A 14,861-nucleotide genomic window follows, 5' to 3' on the forward strand; every position below is an offset into this window, starting at 1 on the left:
TGGCGCGTAGGTACAAGGCACTCCAGGCCGACTCTCGGATTGTAGTTGGAGCACCGATGTCAGTGTGATGCAAGTCGAGTTCCGGAGACCCCTATGGGTTTCGTCAAAGGAAATCGGGCTGCGTTCGTACAGGCCAGCGGGCAGATGGTGGGATGTCTAATCTGCTGTGGGGCGACGTCAGGAACTTCTTCGACCTCGACCTGATGGGTGCTCTGCCGGATGTGTCCGTGGCCGATACCTCGGTCGAGGACTGGCAGGCGGTATTCGAACTGGTCCGGTCGAGCCGATGGACCTGGGAGTACTCCGAGGGCGGGGTTGTTGGGCTTCTGCCCTCAACGGCGGACGTGTGGTGCGCCGGGCCGACACCGAGTCGGTCGATCTGCCTCGACCTTTGGGAGTTGCAGGTCTGGAGGGCGTGGATGTCCTGTCCGGCTTCCTGAGATGGATCGGGCGTCGGCTGGGCAAGCCCGTGCAGATGACCGCGGGGGGCGACTGAGGGAACCCGGTGCTTGGGCTCGACCTTAGGGTCGACTGTGTGGTGCAACTGGCGGATCCCCCCGGAGTTCAGCTGACCCTGCGGCGGGCTGGGGCTCGTAGAAGGTGCCATCGCGGAGTATGGCGAACAGGACGTCGATACGGCGTCGGTCGAGGCTGAGGAGAGCTTGGGTGTGGGTTTTGCCCTGGGCGCATTTGCGGTCGTAGTCGGTGCGGGAGACCGGTCGGAGAGGGAGGAGAGTGCCGCCAGGAAGAAGGCCCGCTTAGCTGTGCAGATGAGCCGCTCGATGAGCTCCGAGGACTTGCCGAGAGCAAGTCCTGTCGGAGGACGGCCGCGGCGATGGCGCGGGTCCGGCCAGCAGTGCCTCGTAGTCGTCTGTTCCTGAGGTCGGAGATTCCTCGACAGTGCCGATGGGTAGAGCCGTAGAGACACCCGCACGGGCAGTGCGGGTGTCGACGGCTGATGGTCCGGGGGTGTGTGTGGCGCGGCGTCGATCGGTGGCGGAGGCGTTGGCGGAAGCACTGCGGCTGCGGCAGGAGGCCAAGCTGGCTGAGGTCCGGCGTGAACAACAGGCGCAGCAGCGTGCGGCGGCGCGGCCGGGGCGTGTGAAGCGGTCCCCAAGCCCGGCCGCCGAGCAGGCGCGGCTGGCGGCTCAGGGCGAGAAACTGCTCAAGCGCCAGGAGACGGAGAAGGCCAGGGAAGTGGCCCGATTAGAAGCCGACCTGGCCAAGCGGGAGGCACAACGCAAACGAGATGCCGAGGCACGGGACCGTGAACGCCTACGCGCAGACAAAGAGCGCCAGAAGACCGAGCAGCAGGGCCGCCTTGCCATGCTGACTCAAGAGGCCGAACAACGCACCCGGGAGGTCCTACAGCAGTTGGCAGATCTGGCCGACGTCCTACGGCTGCGCCCCAGGACTTTGGAGAACTGGTACCCCAACGTTGAACAGGCCCTCGTGGAGCGGGGGCCGCAGGGACTGGCAGAGACAGTGGAGGAAATGCTCCGCCGCTCCCCGGTGCCGGCTGGCTACCGGGATGCGGCGGAGGCCGGATATGCGCCCGAGGCCCGAGAGGTGGCGCTGAAGGTCGACCTGCCGGGCCTGCGAGTAGTGCCGGCGGTGGCGGAGTACCGGTTCGTAGCGCGGCGTGCGCAGATCGTCGCGCAGCCGCGCAAAGACACCGAGATCAACGAGTTGTACCGCAGCCTGGTGGCGCGTTTGGCCTTGCGAGCCCTGGACGAGGTGTTCTCGATGACGCCTGCGGCCCTGGTCGACACCATTGCCTTCAACGGGTACGTGTCGGCGACTGATCCGGTGACCGGCCGGGGGGGTGCGACCGTGTGTGATCAGTGTGGTGGCGCGCCGTGCGGACGTCGAGGCGCTGGTCCTGGACGAGCCCGGCCTGGATCCGCAGCGGTGCCTGCGAGGCATCGGCGCAGTTGTCTCCGAGCATCCTCACGACCTGGAGCCGGTTCTCCCAGTGGTCGAGATCGACCTGTCCCGCTACCGTCTGACCGCCGACGCCGCGGCGGTCACCGGCTTGGACTCGCGTCCGGACCTGCTGCAGATGGATCCTTTCGTGTTCGAGCGCCTGGTGCGTGAGCTGTTCGAGGCCATGGGCTACGAGACGTGGCGTACAGGGTGGGAGCCGTATGCAGGGCGTATGGGTTCGCAGTTTCGACGGCATGTCATGGGTCCGGGCAGAGGATATCGCTTCGCTTCAGGTGAAAAACACCTCCCTGGAAGCCGCGGCAAGCTCGGGTCAAGTCTTTGTGCTTGCGGAGGGAAATAGCGCAGAACTGGTGCAGGCAGCAGATGAATTGAGGCAGGTAATTGCCTCTCTGAACTTCGGGGACTTCACCGTCCGCGCTGACCAGAGTGGGGACCGCCTCCGGTGGGAGGTGTCCGAGGTCATCCCGCAGGGAGGGTCGGCATCGTCTTCCGCAGCGCGCCCGAACCGTAAGAAGGAGTGGCGGGACATGTAGTTCGTCCCACCACTCCACGGAGAGATCACTCACAGGAACGAGCCGCCCGGCAAGCACCGCCAGGAGCACGTCGACGTCGCGCCGCCCGGCCACACGCAAGGCCACCGCGAAGGCCGCCCCGGCCGCGCCGTCGGCGGTCGCGGTCGATCCGCGGTTCGCGTACGGCCCGCTAGGCGTGCCGGAAGCGATGTAACGCCCCTCCCACCTCGGGGCACAGCAACGGCGCTGCACCTCATACGCACATCGCCGCGTTCCTGGGTAGCAACTTAGCCGGGCTACTTCTCTGTTCGCCCTCCGCTCCCAGACCCGGGCAAGCGTCCGGGAGGCCATAAACAGAGCGCGGCGTGAGCAGGGGGCTCGCGCGAGACCCCTGCTCACCGAACGCTGGTGGTCAAGGTTTCGATAGTCCAAATTCCAACAAGAACACATCGGAAGATGCAAAACATCAAGCCAAGCACGGGGAACGATAAATTGATGCAACCACCACGAAGAGGGAGGTTGGCGGATGAACCGGAGGCAGTTGCTCCGAATCGGCATCTAGTCAAATGACGCCTTCACCTTGTGTGATCGAGTCGCTTGTCACTAACTTCTTCCGAGTCATACACGCCCCGCCGCACAGAGGGTTAATTCAGAAGGCGGAGGCAAGGAGAAGAATGATTTCGACTCGCACCATCATCAAGGGAAGCGTCGCCCTGCTTTTGGCGGTCCCGCTCACAGGACTCGCCACAAATGCTTCCGCAACTTCAACGCCGGGCATCAAGATCTCAACTGAGATAGTTGGCCCGCAGGTTAATATCGGATGCGACGCTTACATCGAAGACCCGTTCTTCGTTGTAAGCGGCGGCCCTCTCTACGGGTCGAGTTGGATCACCACATGCACTAGTCCCGCCCCGGATGAGTGCCGTGTGACAACCGACCTGGAAAAAGTCTTTCCCACGGGCACGATAGCAACCGTGGGCCACGGAGATTCGGGGTGGGGCCCCTGCACCCCGAACAAGAAGGTCAACACAAAACCTTACGGGTGCCCGAGCGGCCGGGGTAATGCAAGTTACCAGGTACTTTCCACCCTGACGATCCAGGTTGGCACTCAAGTCGCCGGAACACCTCACTACGGAAACAAGGTCACCAGGCCCTGCGAGTGAGACGTTCTCAACGGCCGTCACGGAGCTGAGAGAGGGGTGCGGCTTGGAGATACGGGCAAGTTCCGCCCGGCCGCACCCCAACAGCCGTTCACGCAATCTACGGCATGACCCGTCAATAATCTTAGAAATCCTGGGTCCTCACGGGATGGTGATCCTGGCGGAGTAGGAAACACCGGAAATCTGACGCTCCACGCCTTCCCAGAATTGATCTTCGGACTTCCGACTCCCTGACATTCTTGATTCTGCTTCTTTTACTTCGTGGTCGCCGGATTCGACAAAGAACTCGTTCCCCTCCGGATCCGACATGGTGACCTGGCCGATCCCCCAGCCCTGGTGAACTTTTTCGATGACGGTGGCGCCTAAACCGGTAAGACGTCTGACTTCGTCAGAAAGCTTCCCTGTGTCCGGAGCGAGCCGGAGAAGAAACGGGCCCCGTGTAGGTCGATCACCGCTGACTTCGGTGAAAAAAAGGGCGCACCCATCTCCTGTGCCGGGAAGTTCGATCAGGCAATTCTCTTTTTGAACCTCGGAGAGGCCAAGAGCGGCGCGCCAGAATTTAGCTTGCATCAGTGGACTGCTGCATTCCACTACGATATGACGGATCGACATGGAACCAAACATATCCCAGCGCTGCGGTGACGAGCGGGCACCGCAGGAAAGCCCTGGCCAGGTGGGGGGGCTGATGGCAGAGCAGCACGACCTGCGCCTCCGACCTCTGCCGTTGCGTCGACGAAAGCCCGCACGGTCGGCTGCCCGTTCCGATCCGCGGCTGCGGATCTGAACGGGCAGCCCGGGTCGGCGCCGGGGTGCTCGTCTCGCAGCCGCTCCAGGGTGGCGGCGACGTCGCCGTGGTCGTCCTGGTCGACCAGCAGGTAGGTGACGAAGCGGATGAGGTTGCGGGCGAGGCCGATGCACACGGTGGTGGGGGAGTCGCGCTGCCAGTCCCGCAGCGCGGACAGCAGGACGTCCCCGGTCTGCTCCAGGACGAAGGAGTCTGCGGTCGGGTCTTCGTCGGCGGGCACGGTGGTCACCGGCAGCACCAGGTCATCGGTCAGCCGCAGCATGAGTGGCTGTGTCACTCTCCTGGATCATGCGGGCCCGCCGGCACTGCCGCGACCACGAACGCCTGCCCCAGGTCAGCGAAACCCTCATCACCTGGGCATCCATCACCCTCATGACCCGACGCCTCACCCGCACAACACCCCGCCGCACCGCACGACCCTCGCTCGCCACCGACCAGCTCACAGCCGCCGCGTGACCTGCAGACGCGACTGCGCACGGTCCCGTCGCTCATCCCGCACTCGATAAAACCGTCATCCGCCGTCGGAGGCGGTGTGGGAGGTGACCGAGTTGGAGATGGCCGCATGGATGCTGCCCTGGTCGTTGCCGTGCGGGATCAAGAACGCGGTGGCCGCCGAGGCGGCGACGGCGATGGCAGCCAGGTTCATGGTGGTGACGATGCCGATCTGCTGGCCGAGGGCGGCTCCTGCGAGCATGCCGACCAGGGTGGCTGCGGCCTGCACCATGCCGTAGACCGAACTGGCGCGGCCGAGGAGGCGATCGGGGGTGCGGCGGGCGAGGAAGGTGTCGATGGTGACGAGGAAGCAGACCGCCGGCGGTCCGATGAGGGTGAACAGGGCCAGGTCCCATGAGACGTCGTGGGTGTTGAACGTGGCGGCGAACACCGCGGCGAGGGCGGCCAGGGCGCCGATCGTGATCGTGCGGGCACTGAAGCGGGCCGCGACGGCCCGGCTGAGCGGTGCTCCCGCCAGATAGTCGACGCCCAGCGCGGCGAACAGCAGGCCCAGGGTTCCGGCGGCCGCGTGGAGGACGGTACCGATATAGGGCACGAGTAGGGCTGTCAGTGCCGCGTTGCCGAGGAAGAACACCGCAGCCACGGTGAACAGGGCGGACAGTCCGGGAGTTGAGCGATGTGGCCGGCGCCGGCCCGCAGCTCGCCCGCGAACCGTCGCAGGGGCCGGGCGCCCACGCGGAGGGATTCCCTGGACGCGGGACGGTGGCTGACCGCGCTGATCAGGACCGCGGAGGCGAGGTAGCTGGCAGCGTCGATGGCCACCACCGGCGCGAAGCCGACCAGAACGTAGAGGGCGCCACCGAGCGGGCCGCCGACCAGGCGGACCGTGCCGGAGACGAGCGCGGCAAAGGAGTTCGCTGCGCCCAGGTGCGGGCCGCGTCCGACGACAGCCGGGATCAGGGCCTTGCGGGCGGGAAAGAAGAACTGACTGCAGCCGGCCTCGGCGACGAGCGCCACGTAGATGAGCCAGACCTGACCGGGATGGTGGACCAAAAGCATCAGGACAACCGCGCAGGCCCGCAGCAGATCGGTGGTGATCATGGTGCGGCGCCGGTCCCAGCGGTCGGCGAAGACCCCGGCGACCGGGCCGATCAGAAGCGCGGGGACCGTCTCGGCAGCAAGGGCCACGCCGGTGGCCAGCGTCGATCCAGTCAGGCGGAGCACAAAGTACGGGGCGGCGACCAGCAGCAGCCAGTCCCCGAGGCTGGACAGCAGGTCACCGGCCGCCACCAGCCGGTAGTCGCGAACCCGCAGGACACCGAACACCATCGCCCCCCACCCGCGCCCTGCGCCACAGGCACTCATCGCTAGCACTCCCATAGTGAGAGTGCTAACGATGGATATCAGCCCCTTCACTGCCCTGCAAGGCATCCCGCCGCTTCAAGCCATCACGGAGTCCTTCAAGCGGCACCTCTGCCACCAGGACATCGCGGCTGAACCTTCGGGGTAGGCAACGCTCTTCGAACTCGTTAGAGGATGAGCCGCCGGGACGCTTCAGGTGCCAACCACACCGATTCCACGCCATCGATCCGGGCCACGGCCGACCCCGTACTTGGCCGACAGAGCCCCGCTGGAATCCGCCGCCCACAACACGACTTCAACAACGGGCACTCACCGGGGGCTACACGTCGTTGAAGCCAGCCGCGAGCTCGACGGGCCCTGGCAAACAGGGCGGCGCACCTGGGGAGGACGTCACCGTACACATCGGCGACTGACGCTCCGGCCGGAGCTGTCGCGTGCCCGCTGCCCGGCCAGGGGCAGTCTGTAAACGGCGGTGCGCCCGTGAGAGGAAGGTGCGGCGGAACAAATCTCTGGGCCGGGCTGCGGGGCCAGGCCTGCTGTCGCTCGGCGCAACCGGTGCCGGTCTACCGCTGTCTGGTGGTCAGCCGTACCGGAGTCAAGGTCGCCTCTTCCACGGGGAGACCGTGGCTACGGAGCATGCACCAGGTGTCCTCGAGCCGGGCGATGCCCACCCATATCTCAGGCGTCACGTGATGGACGTCCAGCTCGTAGCGACCCCAGCTGGCGGTCACCTCATGCGCGGTCCAGACGTCGGGACGCGTCTGTGTGAGCGCTGCCGCCACGGCACTCTCGAAATCCTCCCCGCCTGTGGTCAGGCTTCCGGCGGGAGATGTTCCGTGCGTATCGATCAGGAGGTGGCGCACGGTGTTTTCCAGGGACTGTTGCCGGAACATCGCGAGGTCCGTCGTGTACTGGCGGGGCTGGCTGGCGACGACAAGCCGACGGCCGCTCTCGTCGGTATGGCTGATCGTGTAAGGAGGCGTCAGATGCTTCCAGAGGACAACGCCCGCGCGGCGGCTTCGTACGCGCTGGTTGAGGCGGCGTCGGCCGCTAAAGCCAGGCCCGAGATCCAATTGAAGACCGTTTTTGCGGAACTCCAGTAGAAGCCCAGGGAGTAGGTGAACGAGTAGGAATAGGCTCCGCTTAGGTCCGTGCAAGACACAGGATTTCCGCGACAGTATTCGTAGGCGTTGTCGTTGCCGCCGTAGACTGGGTCGGTCTGCAGGAAGCGTCCGGTGGACGGGTCGTACAGACGGATGCCCATCAAAGTGACGCCACTGAGGGTGTCGCTGTTGCGCTGATGGCTGCCTAGCCAGCCGTATGCGGTGGCGACGGTATCGCTCATCGGGTTGCCGTATTCGTCGTACCGCTGAACTGTGGGTGCTGAAGTTGCACTGAGAGGCAGTTGGACTGCGATGTCGGTATGAAGATTGGAAAACTGCAGTACGACACCTCCGCCGGATGTTGCGGTTGCGCCCAGTCCGCCTGCCGCGTCCCCGCTCGCGCGGGTGACCTCTCCGGTCGACGACTTCGTCCAGGAAGGGCTGTCGCAGCTGCATCCGTAATGGGAGATTGTGGACGTACCCGCGGCCCAGGTGCCGTCGGTCTGCTGAGTCTTCGCAGTGCTGACAGCAAGTCGGCTGGCGGCGTCCAAGGTCCACTCGGTGCGCCGGGCGCCTACCGTCTCGGTGCTGACCAGATCGTTCGTGTAGTAGGTCCAGGCGGCTGAGCCAGCCGAGAGAGTGCGGCCGAACGTGTCGTACTTACGTCCCTGGTTCAGCAGGCGGTCACCGCCGTCGTAGTTATATGCCACTGTGCTGGTGGTTGCGTCGTCCGTGTTGGCGACGCAATTGTCGGCGGTCGTGGTCAGTCCGGTGCGATTGCTGTTCACGTCGAAGGTGTAGGTCCGGCTGGTGCACCCGTTGGCGGTGGCGTCGGCCGCCTTGATCAGATGTCCGGATGTGTCGTATGAGTTAAGTCTTCCGCCCGCGGGCGGAAGGCCAGCACCGACGGTGGTCCGGCACCTCATGCGGGTCGTCCCAGCGCGAACGGGCCCGCCATCACCCGACGCCCCCACGGCCGGCATCACAAGACGGCACACCGGAGCCGCGCGCCCGGTGTCGCAAGAATCCCCGAACCGCCCCTCACCGTTGGGCGCACGGCGGAGGGGCTGTGGGGGGCGACGGGGGAGGGCAGCTCGGGCGGGGTTGTGACGTCGTGTCGGCCGGGACGCTGTCCACTGCCACGGGGACATGCCACGGGCCGCTGACCTCCCAGGCTTTTCCTGTGACAACGTCGATTTCATACCGGTGCGGCACCGCGGCACCAGAGGATGGGGAATCAGATGGCTGATAGCGGAATGAGCCATTCCTTCTCGGGGTGAGCGTGGGAACACTCAGCTTCGGATGGCCGGAATGTTCTCTTCCTGCTTCGGCTTCCGCGCCTGCCGCCCGTTCCGGTTTCCGGCTCTCCGTGGAGGCATGCGGGTGGGCGCTCGTGCATCCCGCCAGTGCAAATAGAGCGGCGCTCAAGATCACCCCGAAGCGGGTTAATCGCGGAGAATCAGCTTCCGCTTCACGTCGGCCGAAGATTTTTTTAGTCTCGTCCTCGCGCCTTAATTCCACTGTCCGAAATGCGCTCGCGTTAAACATGTGGCCTGCCGATGCGTCTATTTGTGTGAGTGAATTTCATTAATGCGCGACCAAGAAACTCTCAAGAGAGTTCCAGAAGGGACGCACACGTGAAGAGAATGAAGATGAGGGTCGGAATACTGACCGTGGCCGTAGCCGCCGCGCTGGGCGGCGCCGCGCCCGCTTCCCTTGCGGAGACGCCCTCGAACCAGTCGGCGAGTGAAATGCGCTGGATAGGCCGCGATCCGGCACAGCCGGTGCCTGCGGGGAGGGCGGCGACGTACAGTGTCGACACTGCTCGGGGCACGATCACGTTCACAGGCTATCGCGATCGGGCCATCGGCGGAGCGACCGGTAAGACTGCCGGACGCACGGGCGTCGTGCCCTTCACCACCAACGTGCGGAACCCTCCCGCAGTCGGAGACGTGATTCTCCAGGCCCCTGTGCCCTACGCCTTGTACGGCTTCTACGGGGCGGGGCAGAATTACGACGCTGAGGGCTGGCACTCCCGGACCGGCGTCACCTCGGGAAACTGGACAACTCAGGTGACCTACTTCGAAGAGGTCAGCCATAACGGCCCCAAGAGCACACCGAAACTGGCGCCGAACTCGACGGCCAGCTTCGACAGCGGACTCGCGCAGGTCACGACGGTTCGAATCTTCTGATCACGGGTCAGAATCACATTCCAAGGCGGCAGAGTAAACGCGCCACATACTCCGCCGCCCTCGGCATCATGCTGGGGCTGCGGCTTGTCGTTGGTAGTGGCTTGCTTGGGATCGTGCCTGGTGGCGGCGTCGCCAGTGGGGCCAGCGGAGCCTGTGGGCGGAGTCGTGGACGTGTCGGGCCACGAGGGCGATGAACAGGTGCGCGATCTCGTTGCAGGTGAGCGGGATCAGTGTGTCCGGGGCGGGACCGCGTGCGTGTTCCTCGGCACGGACAACGGCGAGGAAGGCGTGGGCGAGCATTGCGAGGGTGACCCAACGGGACCAGGACGCGTAGCGGCGGACCTGGTGCTCGTCCAGTCCGGCCAGCCCCTTTCCGGACTGGAATGTCTCCTCGACCCGCCACCGTGATCCCGCGACCCGAACGAGTTTCGCCAGGGGCACCGGCTTGGGCGAGTAGCAGCGGCAGTAGGCGAGTTCGCCAGTGGTGCGGTTGCGGCGGATCAGCAGGTGGCGGCGCCCGGGAGCGCCGCTAGCAGGTCGATGTGGGCCCAGTCGTAGAAGCGTTGCCCTTTGGCGCCGATTCCGGCGGACAGCTTCTGCCAGGCTCGCTTGGGGAGCTTCTTGGCCAGGGTGTCCGCGCGGAGCTTCCCGGCCCTGGTGGTTACCTCGTGAGTGCGGGCCACCGCCAGTACGTATCCGATGCCGCCGTGTTGCTCCAGGGCGGTTCGCAGTTTCGGGTTGCCGCCATAGACCTCGTCGCCGGCGACCCAGGGGGCGTGGTGGCCGGAGTCCAAAAACCGGGCGATCATGCGGGCTGCCAGTTCGGGCTTGGTCGCGAACGCGGTGTCCGGGTCGAGCCCGGCGGCATGGCAGCGGTCGGGCTGGTCGGTCCACTAACGCGGGACGTAGAGCTCCCGGTCCACCGCGGCATGTCCGTGCTTTCCCGAGTAGATCAGGTAGACGGCGACTTGGGAGTTCTCGATCCGGCCGGCGGTGCCGGTGTACTGGCGCTGGACGCCGACGGTGTGGCTGCCCTTCTTCACGTCACCGGTCTCATCGACCACCAGGACCGCCTGGTCGTCGTGGAGATGCTCGACCACGTAGTCGCGCAGGTCGTCGCGGACCGCGTCGGCGTCCCATTTCGCGCGGTTCAGCAGGTGCTGCATGGCGTCGGGGGTCGGGTCCCCGGCCCACTCGGCGATAGTCCAGCAGTTCTTTGCGCGGCAGGTCCGCGAGCAGGCCGAGCACGAGCGACCGTATGCGGCGGCGGGGTTCGACCCGCGTGAACCGGCCCGCGATCCGCCCCATCAAGGCGTCGAATGATGCCTGTCAGCGGGCAGGGTCTACGCTGTGACCGGCGGCCACCGCATGATCGTTTGTCTCCACACACCGATGATCAACGGCAGCCGCTTCCATCGTGGAAGACGAGGAGCATGGTGCAGGTCGCCGGGATCGACATCTACGTGAACCATCCCGTGCTGCACCTGGGGGCGACCGAGTGGGTTCCGGTCTCGCTAGCCCTGGGGGCCGCCCCTGCAGCCAGCTGCGAGACGCACGTGGCGGTGCGGGTCCGCGCCCAGAGGGGACTCATCAAAGTACGTCTCTTCACGCAGCCGCAGGAGCCGGGGAGCGAAGGGCCCGACGAGGCATTCACCACGGTCTTCGACGGCTCGCTCCTGCTGCCCGACGGCCGCGTAGCCGTCGGCGACATCGAGCAACTGACTCGCTTGGTCCACCGGATCGGCGACCGCGGAGAGTTCAACGTGCGCGTCGCAGTCGACTCGCCCGGGCTGAACGCCACGGCCATCGATGTCACGATCACCGAGCCGAGCGGCTGATCCTGGGAGATCAGCCAACCCAGTACACGCAGGCCAGGCGGCAGCAGGTCACTCCCAGCGACAAGATCACGATCTGCCGCTGGAGTACTAAGAGCTTCCTGTAAATAATGGTCGGCGCCGGGGCGAGATCGCCCCGGGCGCCACTCACAGCAAGGAGTATGCGATGCACGGTGTGGTACTGGTCATCGTCATCATCGCGGTCGCGGCAGTGGCGGGCTTCGGAATGTGGGCACAAGGGACCGGCATGCGTGACTACATGCGACGCAGGCGAGGAGGGCAGTGAGCGCTGTAGGCGGCTGGCCCGGCGCACTCGGAGCCGGGACCGCAATCCTGGTGTTCCTGGCTCTCTATTTGTTCATGGGCGGGCGGGGGCATAAAGATTGAGCCCTTTCACTGAGCTCCTTCAGTGATGCCGTAGATAAGGTGGGCGAGATCGCTGGATATGCAGAGGGTTGCGTCGCAGGAATCGGCGCCGCATCAGAGAGTGGCATCGTTGAATACGCCCGCCTCTACGGCCCGGTAGGGACTGGTGCAGCATTGGTGGGTAGTTGCGGCGTTGGTGTCGCAACTACCGAGTACAACGCCGACGTTATCTCATACGGATGAGAAAGGAGACTTCTCCTGAAATCGATTGGCTTTCCTGCTTCATAGTCGGATAGCTAGGGATACTGGCTGTGCGCCACAGGGATAGTCTGTGGCGCACGGCCAACTAAGAGGTGTCCCGTAACTGCCGGTCATGCTGAGATGATCTTGATGTGGCTGGTGTGATCACGGCGTCGGAGCCGTCTTGGATACGTCCGTTCACCGGGCTGAGCCCGCGCTCCTTCGGCAGGTTGGTGACCGCGGTGCAGCGCGAGAGCGCAGCCGAACCACGGACGGGTCGTCCGTGGGGCCTGTCGCTTGAGGACCGTATTCTCCTGGTCGCCGCCTACTGGCGCACCAACTTGACCATGCGCCAACTGGCTCCGCTGTTCGGGACCTCGAAGTCGGCGGCCGACCGGATCATCGACCACATCGGGCCCCTGCTGGCCTTGCCGCCCCGACGCCGGTTCGCGAGGGGCACTGTTCTGATCGTGGACGGGACGTTGGTGCCCACCCGCGATCACGCGGTGGCCGAGCAGTCGAAGAACTATCGGTACTCCACCAACCACCAGGTAGTCATCGATGCCGACACCCGTCTGGTCGTCGTGGTCGGACGGCCGCTGCCCGGCAACCGGAACGGCTGCAAGGCGTGGGAGGAATCAGGGGCCAAGTCAGCGGTCGGACGGACGACCGTGATAGCTGACGGCGGCTACCCAGGGACTGGATTGATCATGCCGCACCGCCGCACCAAGCACGAGGAAATGCCCGACTGGAAGCGGGAGCACAACCGCTCACACAAGCAGGTCCGTGCACGAGTGGAGCATGCCTTTGCCCGAATGAAGACCTGGAAGATCCTCCGCGACTGCCGGCCCAAAGGCGACGGCGTCCACCATGCCATGCGCGGCATCGCCCGCCTGCACAACCTCAACCTTGCCGGATAGGACCACAGCCGAACTCCCGCAGGTTCTCACCCGCGTCCGTCGGCGGGCGCGGAGTGTGTCGCGGCCACTGCGCTCCCACCTGTTCCACCACAGCGGCTCGGAAGGCTTCCAAAAGGACGCTTCCAGGGTACGTCCCAAACGCTTGGTACTTCCAACGGTAGTAGCACGACCAGTAGCTCACCACGCGCCGCTCCGTGCGCGCGAAGAAGGCCGCATTCCGAGCGATGAACTCACCGTAGGCACGGCGCTGGACCGAGCCGGGGTCCGCGAGCCCGTCGGGAAGGCCCCGGCCGATCGCCTCGATGATCTCCAGCACGTACTCGCCGGCCAACTGCACCACGAACGGGACTACCCACGGCTCGTCCGACGCCACGATCCGCTCAAGGTGCCGCTGGCGGACCAGGCCATCATGGTGCCGGGAGTACAGGCAGTGCAGAATCACCTGCTGTGTCCCGGACAGTTGCCCATCCGAGCCGACGCCCGGTTCATCGTTGTAGATGCGCGACGGGATGGCGACGGTCTCGCCCTGCACCTCGACCTCGACCTCGAAGGGCATCATCGGCGCATGCCTGGCCTCCGGCATGACCGCCAGGACGGTGCGCACGTCGTCGGCAAGACGGGTCGGAAACGCTGCCGTCAGCGCAGGGGCGACGTTCGACGAGTCCCGGGGCAGCTGCACCACAGCAGGATATGCGGCGACCTATCGGTCACTCAACCACCCGCCTCAACGTTGCGGGACAGTCCTTAGGTGTCAGCGCCGACGGCATGCGGCTGGCCGACAACCGCAGGTCGCCGGCCAGCAGGAGGAGATCGGGTCAGCGGGTTGCGTTGGCCCACGCCTTGTAGTCGGCGAGGATCATCGCTAAGCGCTGCAGTGCCAGGTCCACTCGCGGGTTGTTGGGGCGGGCGTTCTTGCCGAAGTCCAGGATGTCCTGGATCGCCATGACGAACTCGGCGGTGGTGGTTCCGCTGCCGCGCTCGTTCGCGGTGGGGGTGCTGGCGGCCTGCAAGGTTGCGGCGTTCTCGACCAGTTCGCGGAAGTCAGGGGCGACGTCATTGCTGTATGTGGCGGCGTGGACCAGGGAGGTGAGGGCTCGGCGGAGGGCCGTCTGGCCGTCGCCGAACATCCTTTCCCGGTAGGAGCCAACCGTGTGCCTGTCTTCGGTGGCGTGGCTTACGGTTCGCTGACGGCGTTCAGCGCCTGGGTGAAGTCCTGGGGCGTCAAAGGTGCTGTGCCGCTCGATCCGGCGACGGTTCGTCCGTTGTACTTCAGGGTGGGCGTGCCGGCGATTTTGCTCGTGTTGAACTTTTCGACCATTCGGTTGGCCCAGGTGGCGAAGGTGCCCTCCTTCACTGCCGTCTCGAACTTCGCGCTGCCCTTCAGCGCCGGCACTTTCTCCGCGATCTTGAGGAGATAGCTGGTGCTGTTGAACCTGTCATTTTCCTCCGAAGGGTGATTCTCTTTGGAATAAAGCTCGGCATGATAGTCTAAGAATGCTTCCCGGCTGACATTGAGGGCGGCTCCGAGTGCTTCGAGTGCCCTGTGTGACCCGTGTCCCCCGAACCTGGCGTCAAGGAAGTTGCCGAAGTTGAACGAAAGGCGGTAGCGGCCGTTCCGGTACCCCTTGAGAACTTCCGGCCCTACGTTTTGCTCGAACTCGGCGCAGACGGGACAGCGTGGGTCCTCGTATAGGTCCAACCTGTCCTTGGCGTGGCCCAGTACCAAGGTGGTGCCTTCCTGCCCGCTGGTGTTGGCGGGTTGGACCAGCGGTTTCTCTGCGGTTGCCTCTGCGTCGTCCCGAGTCGTGGCGAACACGGTGACGCCTGCCGCAATGATCAGTGCCGTGACGACACCTCCACCGGCAATTAGTTGTCGGCGTATCCGGTCATGCTTTGCCTGCTGTTCCCGCTCAAGCCGCAGCCGTTCGCGTGCGGTCGGCTTGGGATTGGTGTCGCGTGGACGCAT

15 protein-coding genes and 2 pseudogenes are annotated in these 14,861 nt (G+C 65.2%); 6 read left to right on the plus strand and 11 right to left on the minus strand.

The features are described from left to right. Nucleotides 1-152 precede the first annotated feature (152 nt). Nucleotides 153-440 (plus strand): hypothetical protein, encoded by a 288-nt coding sequence (locus ACZ4EF_RS31270; RefSeq protein WP_467507469.1) that lies wholly within the window; start codon nt 153-155, stop codon nt 438-440. A gap of 81 nt (nt 441-521) precedes the next feature. On the opposite strand, the pseudogene ACZ4EF_RS31275 reads toward ACZ4EF_RS31270, so the two are convergent. Continuing rightward, a pseudogene (locus tag ACZ4EF_RS31275) lies at nt 522-719 on the minus strand (hypothetical protein); the annotation flags it as partial. A 1,118-nt stretch (nt 720-1,837) separates the two neighbouring features. Here ACZ4EF_RS31275 and ACZ4EF_RS31280 point away from each other — a divergent pair. After that, nucleotides 1,838-2,287, plus strand: a complete 450-nt coding sequence (locus ACZ4EF_RS31280) for a restriction endonuclease (RefSeq protein ID WP_467507471.1) — start codon at nt 1,838-1,840, stop codon at nt 2,285-2,287. 1,473 nt (nt 2,288-3,760) lie between these two features. On the opposite strand, the gene ACZ4EF_RS31285 is transcribed toward ACZ4EF_RS31280, so the two are convergent. Beyond that, nucleotides 3,761-4,231, minus strand: a complete 471-nt coding sequence (locus tag ACZ4EF_RS31285) for a VOC family protein (RefSeq protein WP_467507473.1) — start codon at nt 4,229-4,231, stop codon at nt 3,761-3,763. Further along, nucleotides 4,210-4,701, minus strand: a complete 492-nt coding sequence (locus tag ACZ4EF_RS31290) for a hypothetical protein (protein WP_467507475.1) — start codon at nt 4,699-4,701, stop codon at nt 4,210-4,212. The genes ACZ4EF_RS31285 and ACZ4EF_RS31290 overlap by 22 nt, the downstream gene beginning before the upstream one ends. Here ACZ4EF_RS31290 and ACZ4EF_RS31295 point away from each other — a divergent pair. Continuing rightward, nucleotides 4,695-4,880 carry a hypothetical protein gene (locus tag ACZ4EF_RS31295; protein ID WP_467507477.1) on the plus strand — a complete coding sequence of 62 codons (186 nt, stop codon included), beginning with the start codon at nt 4,695-4,697 and terminating at the stop codon, nt 4,878-4,880. The two genes, ACZ4EF_RS31290 and ACZ4EF_RS31295, sit on opposite strands and share 7 nt — an antisense overlap. Before the next feature lie 55 nt (nt 4,881-4,935). Here ACZ4EF_RS31295 and ACZ4EF_RS31300 read toward each other — a convergent pair whose 3' ends face one another. The 4 genes from ACZ4EF_RS31300 to ACZ4EF_RS31315 all read right to left on the minus strand — a co-directional run bounded on the left by ACZ4EF_RS31300 (nt 4,936) and on the right by ACZ4EF_RS31315 (nt 8,130). After that, on the minus strand, nt 4,936-5,520 hold the full coding sequence (locus ACZ4EF_RS31300; RefSeq protein ID WP_467507479.1) for an MFS transporter: 585 nt from the start codon (nt 5,518-5,520) through the stop codon (nt 4,936-4,938). After that, nucleotides 5,484-6,206, minus strand: coding sequence for an MFS transporter (locus ACZ4EF_RS31305; protein WP_467507481.1), 723 nt, complete (start codon nt 6,204-6,206; stop codon nt 5,484-5,486). Before ACZ4EF_RS31305 ends, ACZ4EF_RS31300 begins: the two co-directional genes overlap by 37 nt. Before the next feature lie 596 nt (nt 6,207-6,802). After that, a complete protein-coding gene (locus ACZ4EF_RS31310; protein ID WP_467507483.1) occupies nt 6,803-7,132 on the minus strand; it encodes a hypothetical protein in 330 nt (109 codons plus the stop codon). Nucleotides 7,133-7,221: 89 nt separating this feature from the next. Beyond that, nucleotides 7,222-8,130: an RHS repeat-associated core domain-containing protein gene (locus ACZ4EF_RS31315; RefSeq protein ID WP_467507485.1), complete on the minus strand. Its 909-nt coding sequence runs from the start codon at nt 8,128-8,130 to the stop codon at nt 7,222-7,224. Between the two features lie 849 nt (nt 8,131-8,979). On the opposite strand from ACZ4EF_RS31315, the gene ACZ4EF_RS31320 reads away from it, so the two are divergent. Beyond that, nucleotides 8,980-9,534, plus strand: a complete 555-nt coding sequence (locus ACZ4EF_RS31320) for a hypothetical protein (RefSeq protein WP_467507487.1) — start codon at nt 8,980-8,982, stop codon at nt 9,532-9,534. Nucleotides 9,535-9,600: 66 nt separating this feature from the next. Here ACZ4EF_RS31320 and ACZ4EF_RS31325 read toward each other — a convergent pair. Beyond that, a pseudogene (locus tag ACZ4EF_RS31325) lies at nt 9,601-10,842 on the minus strand (IS701 family transposase). A 125-nt stretch (nt 10,843-10,967) separates the two neighbouring features. On the opposite strand from ACZ4EF_RS31325, the gene ACZ4EF_RS31330 reads away from it, so the two are divergent. Together ACZ4EF_RS31330 and ACZ4EF_RS31335 are read left to right on the plus strand one after the other, a co-directional pair. Next, complete coding sequence (locus ACZ4EF_RS31330) at nt 10,968-11,372, plus strand: hypothetical protein (RefSeq protein ID WP_401855815.1); 405 nt, start codon at nt 10,968-10,970, stop codon at nt 11,370-11,372. Nucleotides 11,373-12,127: 755 nt separating this feature from the next. After that, nucleotides 12,128-12,895 carry a transposase gene (locus ACZ4EF_RS31335; protein ID WP_467507489.1) on the plus strand — a complete coding sequence of 256 codons (768 nt, stop codon included), beginning with the start codon at nt 12,128-12,130 and terminating at the stop codon, nt 12,893-12,895. Here the strand turns inward: ACZ4EF_RS31335 and ACZ4EF_RS31340 are convergent. The 3 genes from ACZ4EF_RS31340 to ACZ4EF_RS31350 form a co-directional block, all read right to left on the minus strand. Then, nucleotides 12,879-13,574, minus strand: coding sequence for a hypothetical protein (locus ACZ4EF_RS31340; RefSeq protein WP_467507491.1), 696 nt, complete (start codon nt 13,572-13,574; stop codon nt 12,879-12,881). The two genes, ACZ4EF_RS31335 and ACZ4EF_RS31340, sit on opposite strands and share 17 nt — an antisense overlap. A gap of 136 nt (nt 13,575-13,710) precedes the next feature. Next, nucleotides 13,711-14,022: a hypothetical protein gene (locus tag ACZ4EF_RS31345; protein ID WP_467507493.1), complete on the minus strand. Its 312-nt coding sequence runs from the start codon at nt 14,020-14,022 to the stop codon at nt 13,711-13,713. A 47-nt stretch (nt 14,023-14,069) separates the two neighbouring features. Further along, nucleotides 14,070-14,861 (minus strand): thioredoxin domain-containing protein, encoded by a 792-nt coding sequence (locus tag ACZ4EF_RS31350; protein WP_467507495.1) that lies wholly within the window; start codon nt 14,859-14,861, stop codon nt 14,070-14,072.

It is taken from the genome of Streptomyces sp. NPDC025721 (assembly GCF_055558595.1).

Coding starts and splice junctions, on each gene's coding strand:
- ACZ4EF_RS31285 (WP_467507473.1), bottom strand. CDS start 4,231: ATGTCGATCCGTCATATCGTAGTGGAATGCAGCAGTCCACTGATGCAA.
- ACZ4EF_RS31270 (WP_467507469.1), top strand. CDS start 153: ATGTCTAATCTGCTGTGGGGCGACGTCAGGAACTTCTTCGACCTCGAC.
- ACZ4EF_RS31310 (WP_467507483.1), bottom strand. CDS start 7,132: ATGTTCCGGCAACAGTCCCTGGAAAACACCGTGCGCCACCTCCTGATC.
- ACZ4EF_RS31350 (WP_467507495.1), bottom strand. CDS start 14,861: ATGCGTCCACGCGACACCAATCCCAAGCCGACCGCACGCGAACGGCTG.
- ACZ4EF_RS31330 (WP_401855815.1), top strand. CDS start 10,968: ATGGTGCAGGTCGCCGGGATCGACATCTACGTGAACCATCCCGTGCTG.
- ACZ4EF_RS31305 (WP_467507481.1), bottom strand. CDS start 6,206: ATGGTGTTCGGTGTCCTGCGGGTTCGCGACTACCGGCTGGTGGCGGCC.
- ACZ4EF_RS31345 (WP_467507493.1), bottom strand. CDS start 14,022: ATGTTCGGCGACGGCCAGACGGCCCTCCGCCGAGCCCTCACCTCCCTG.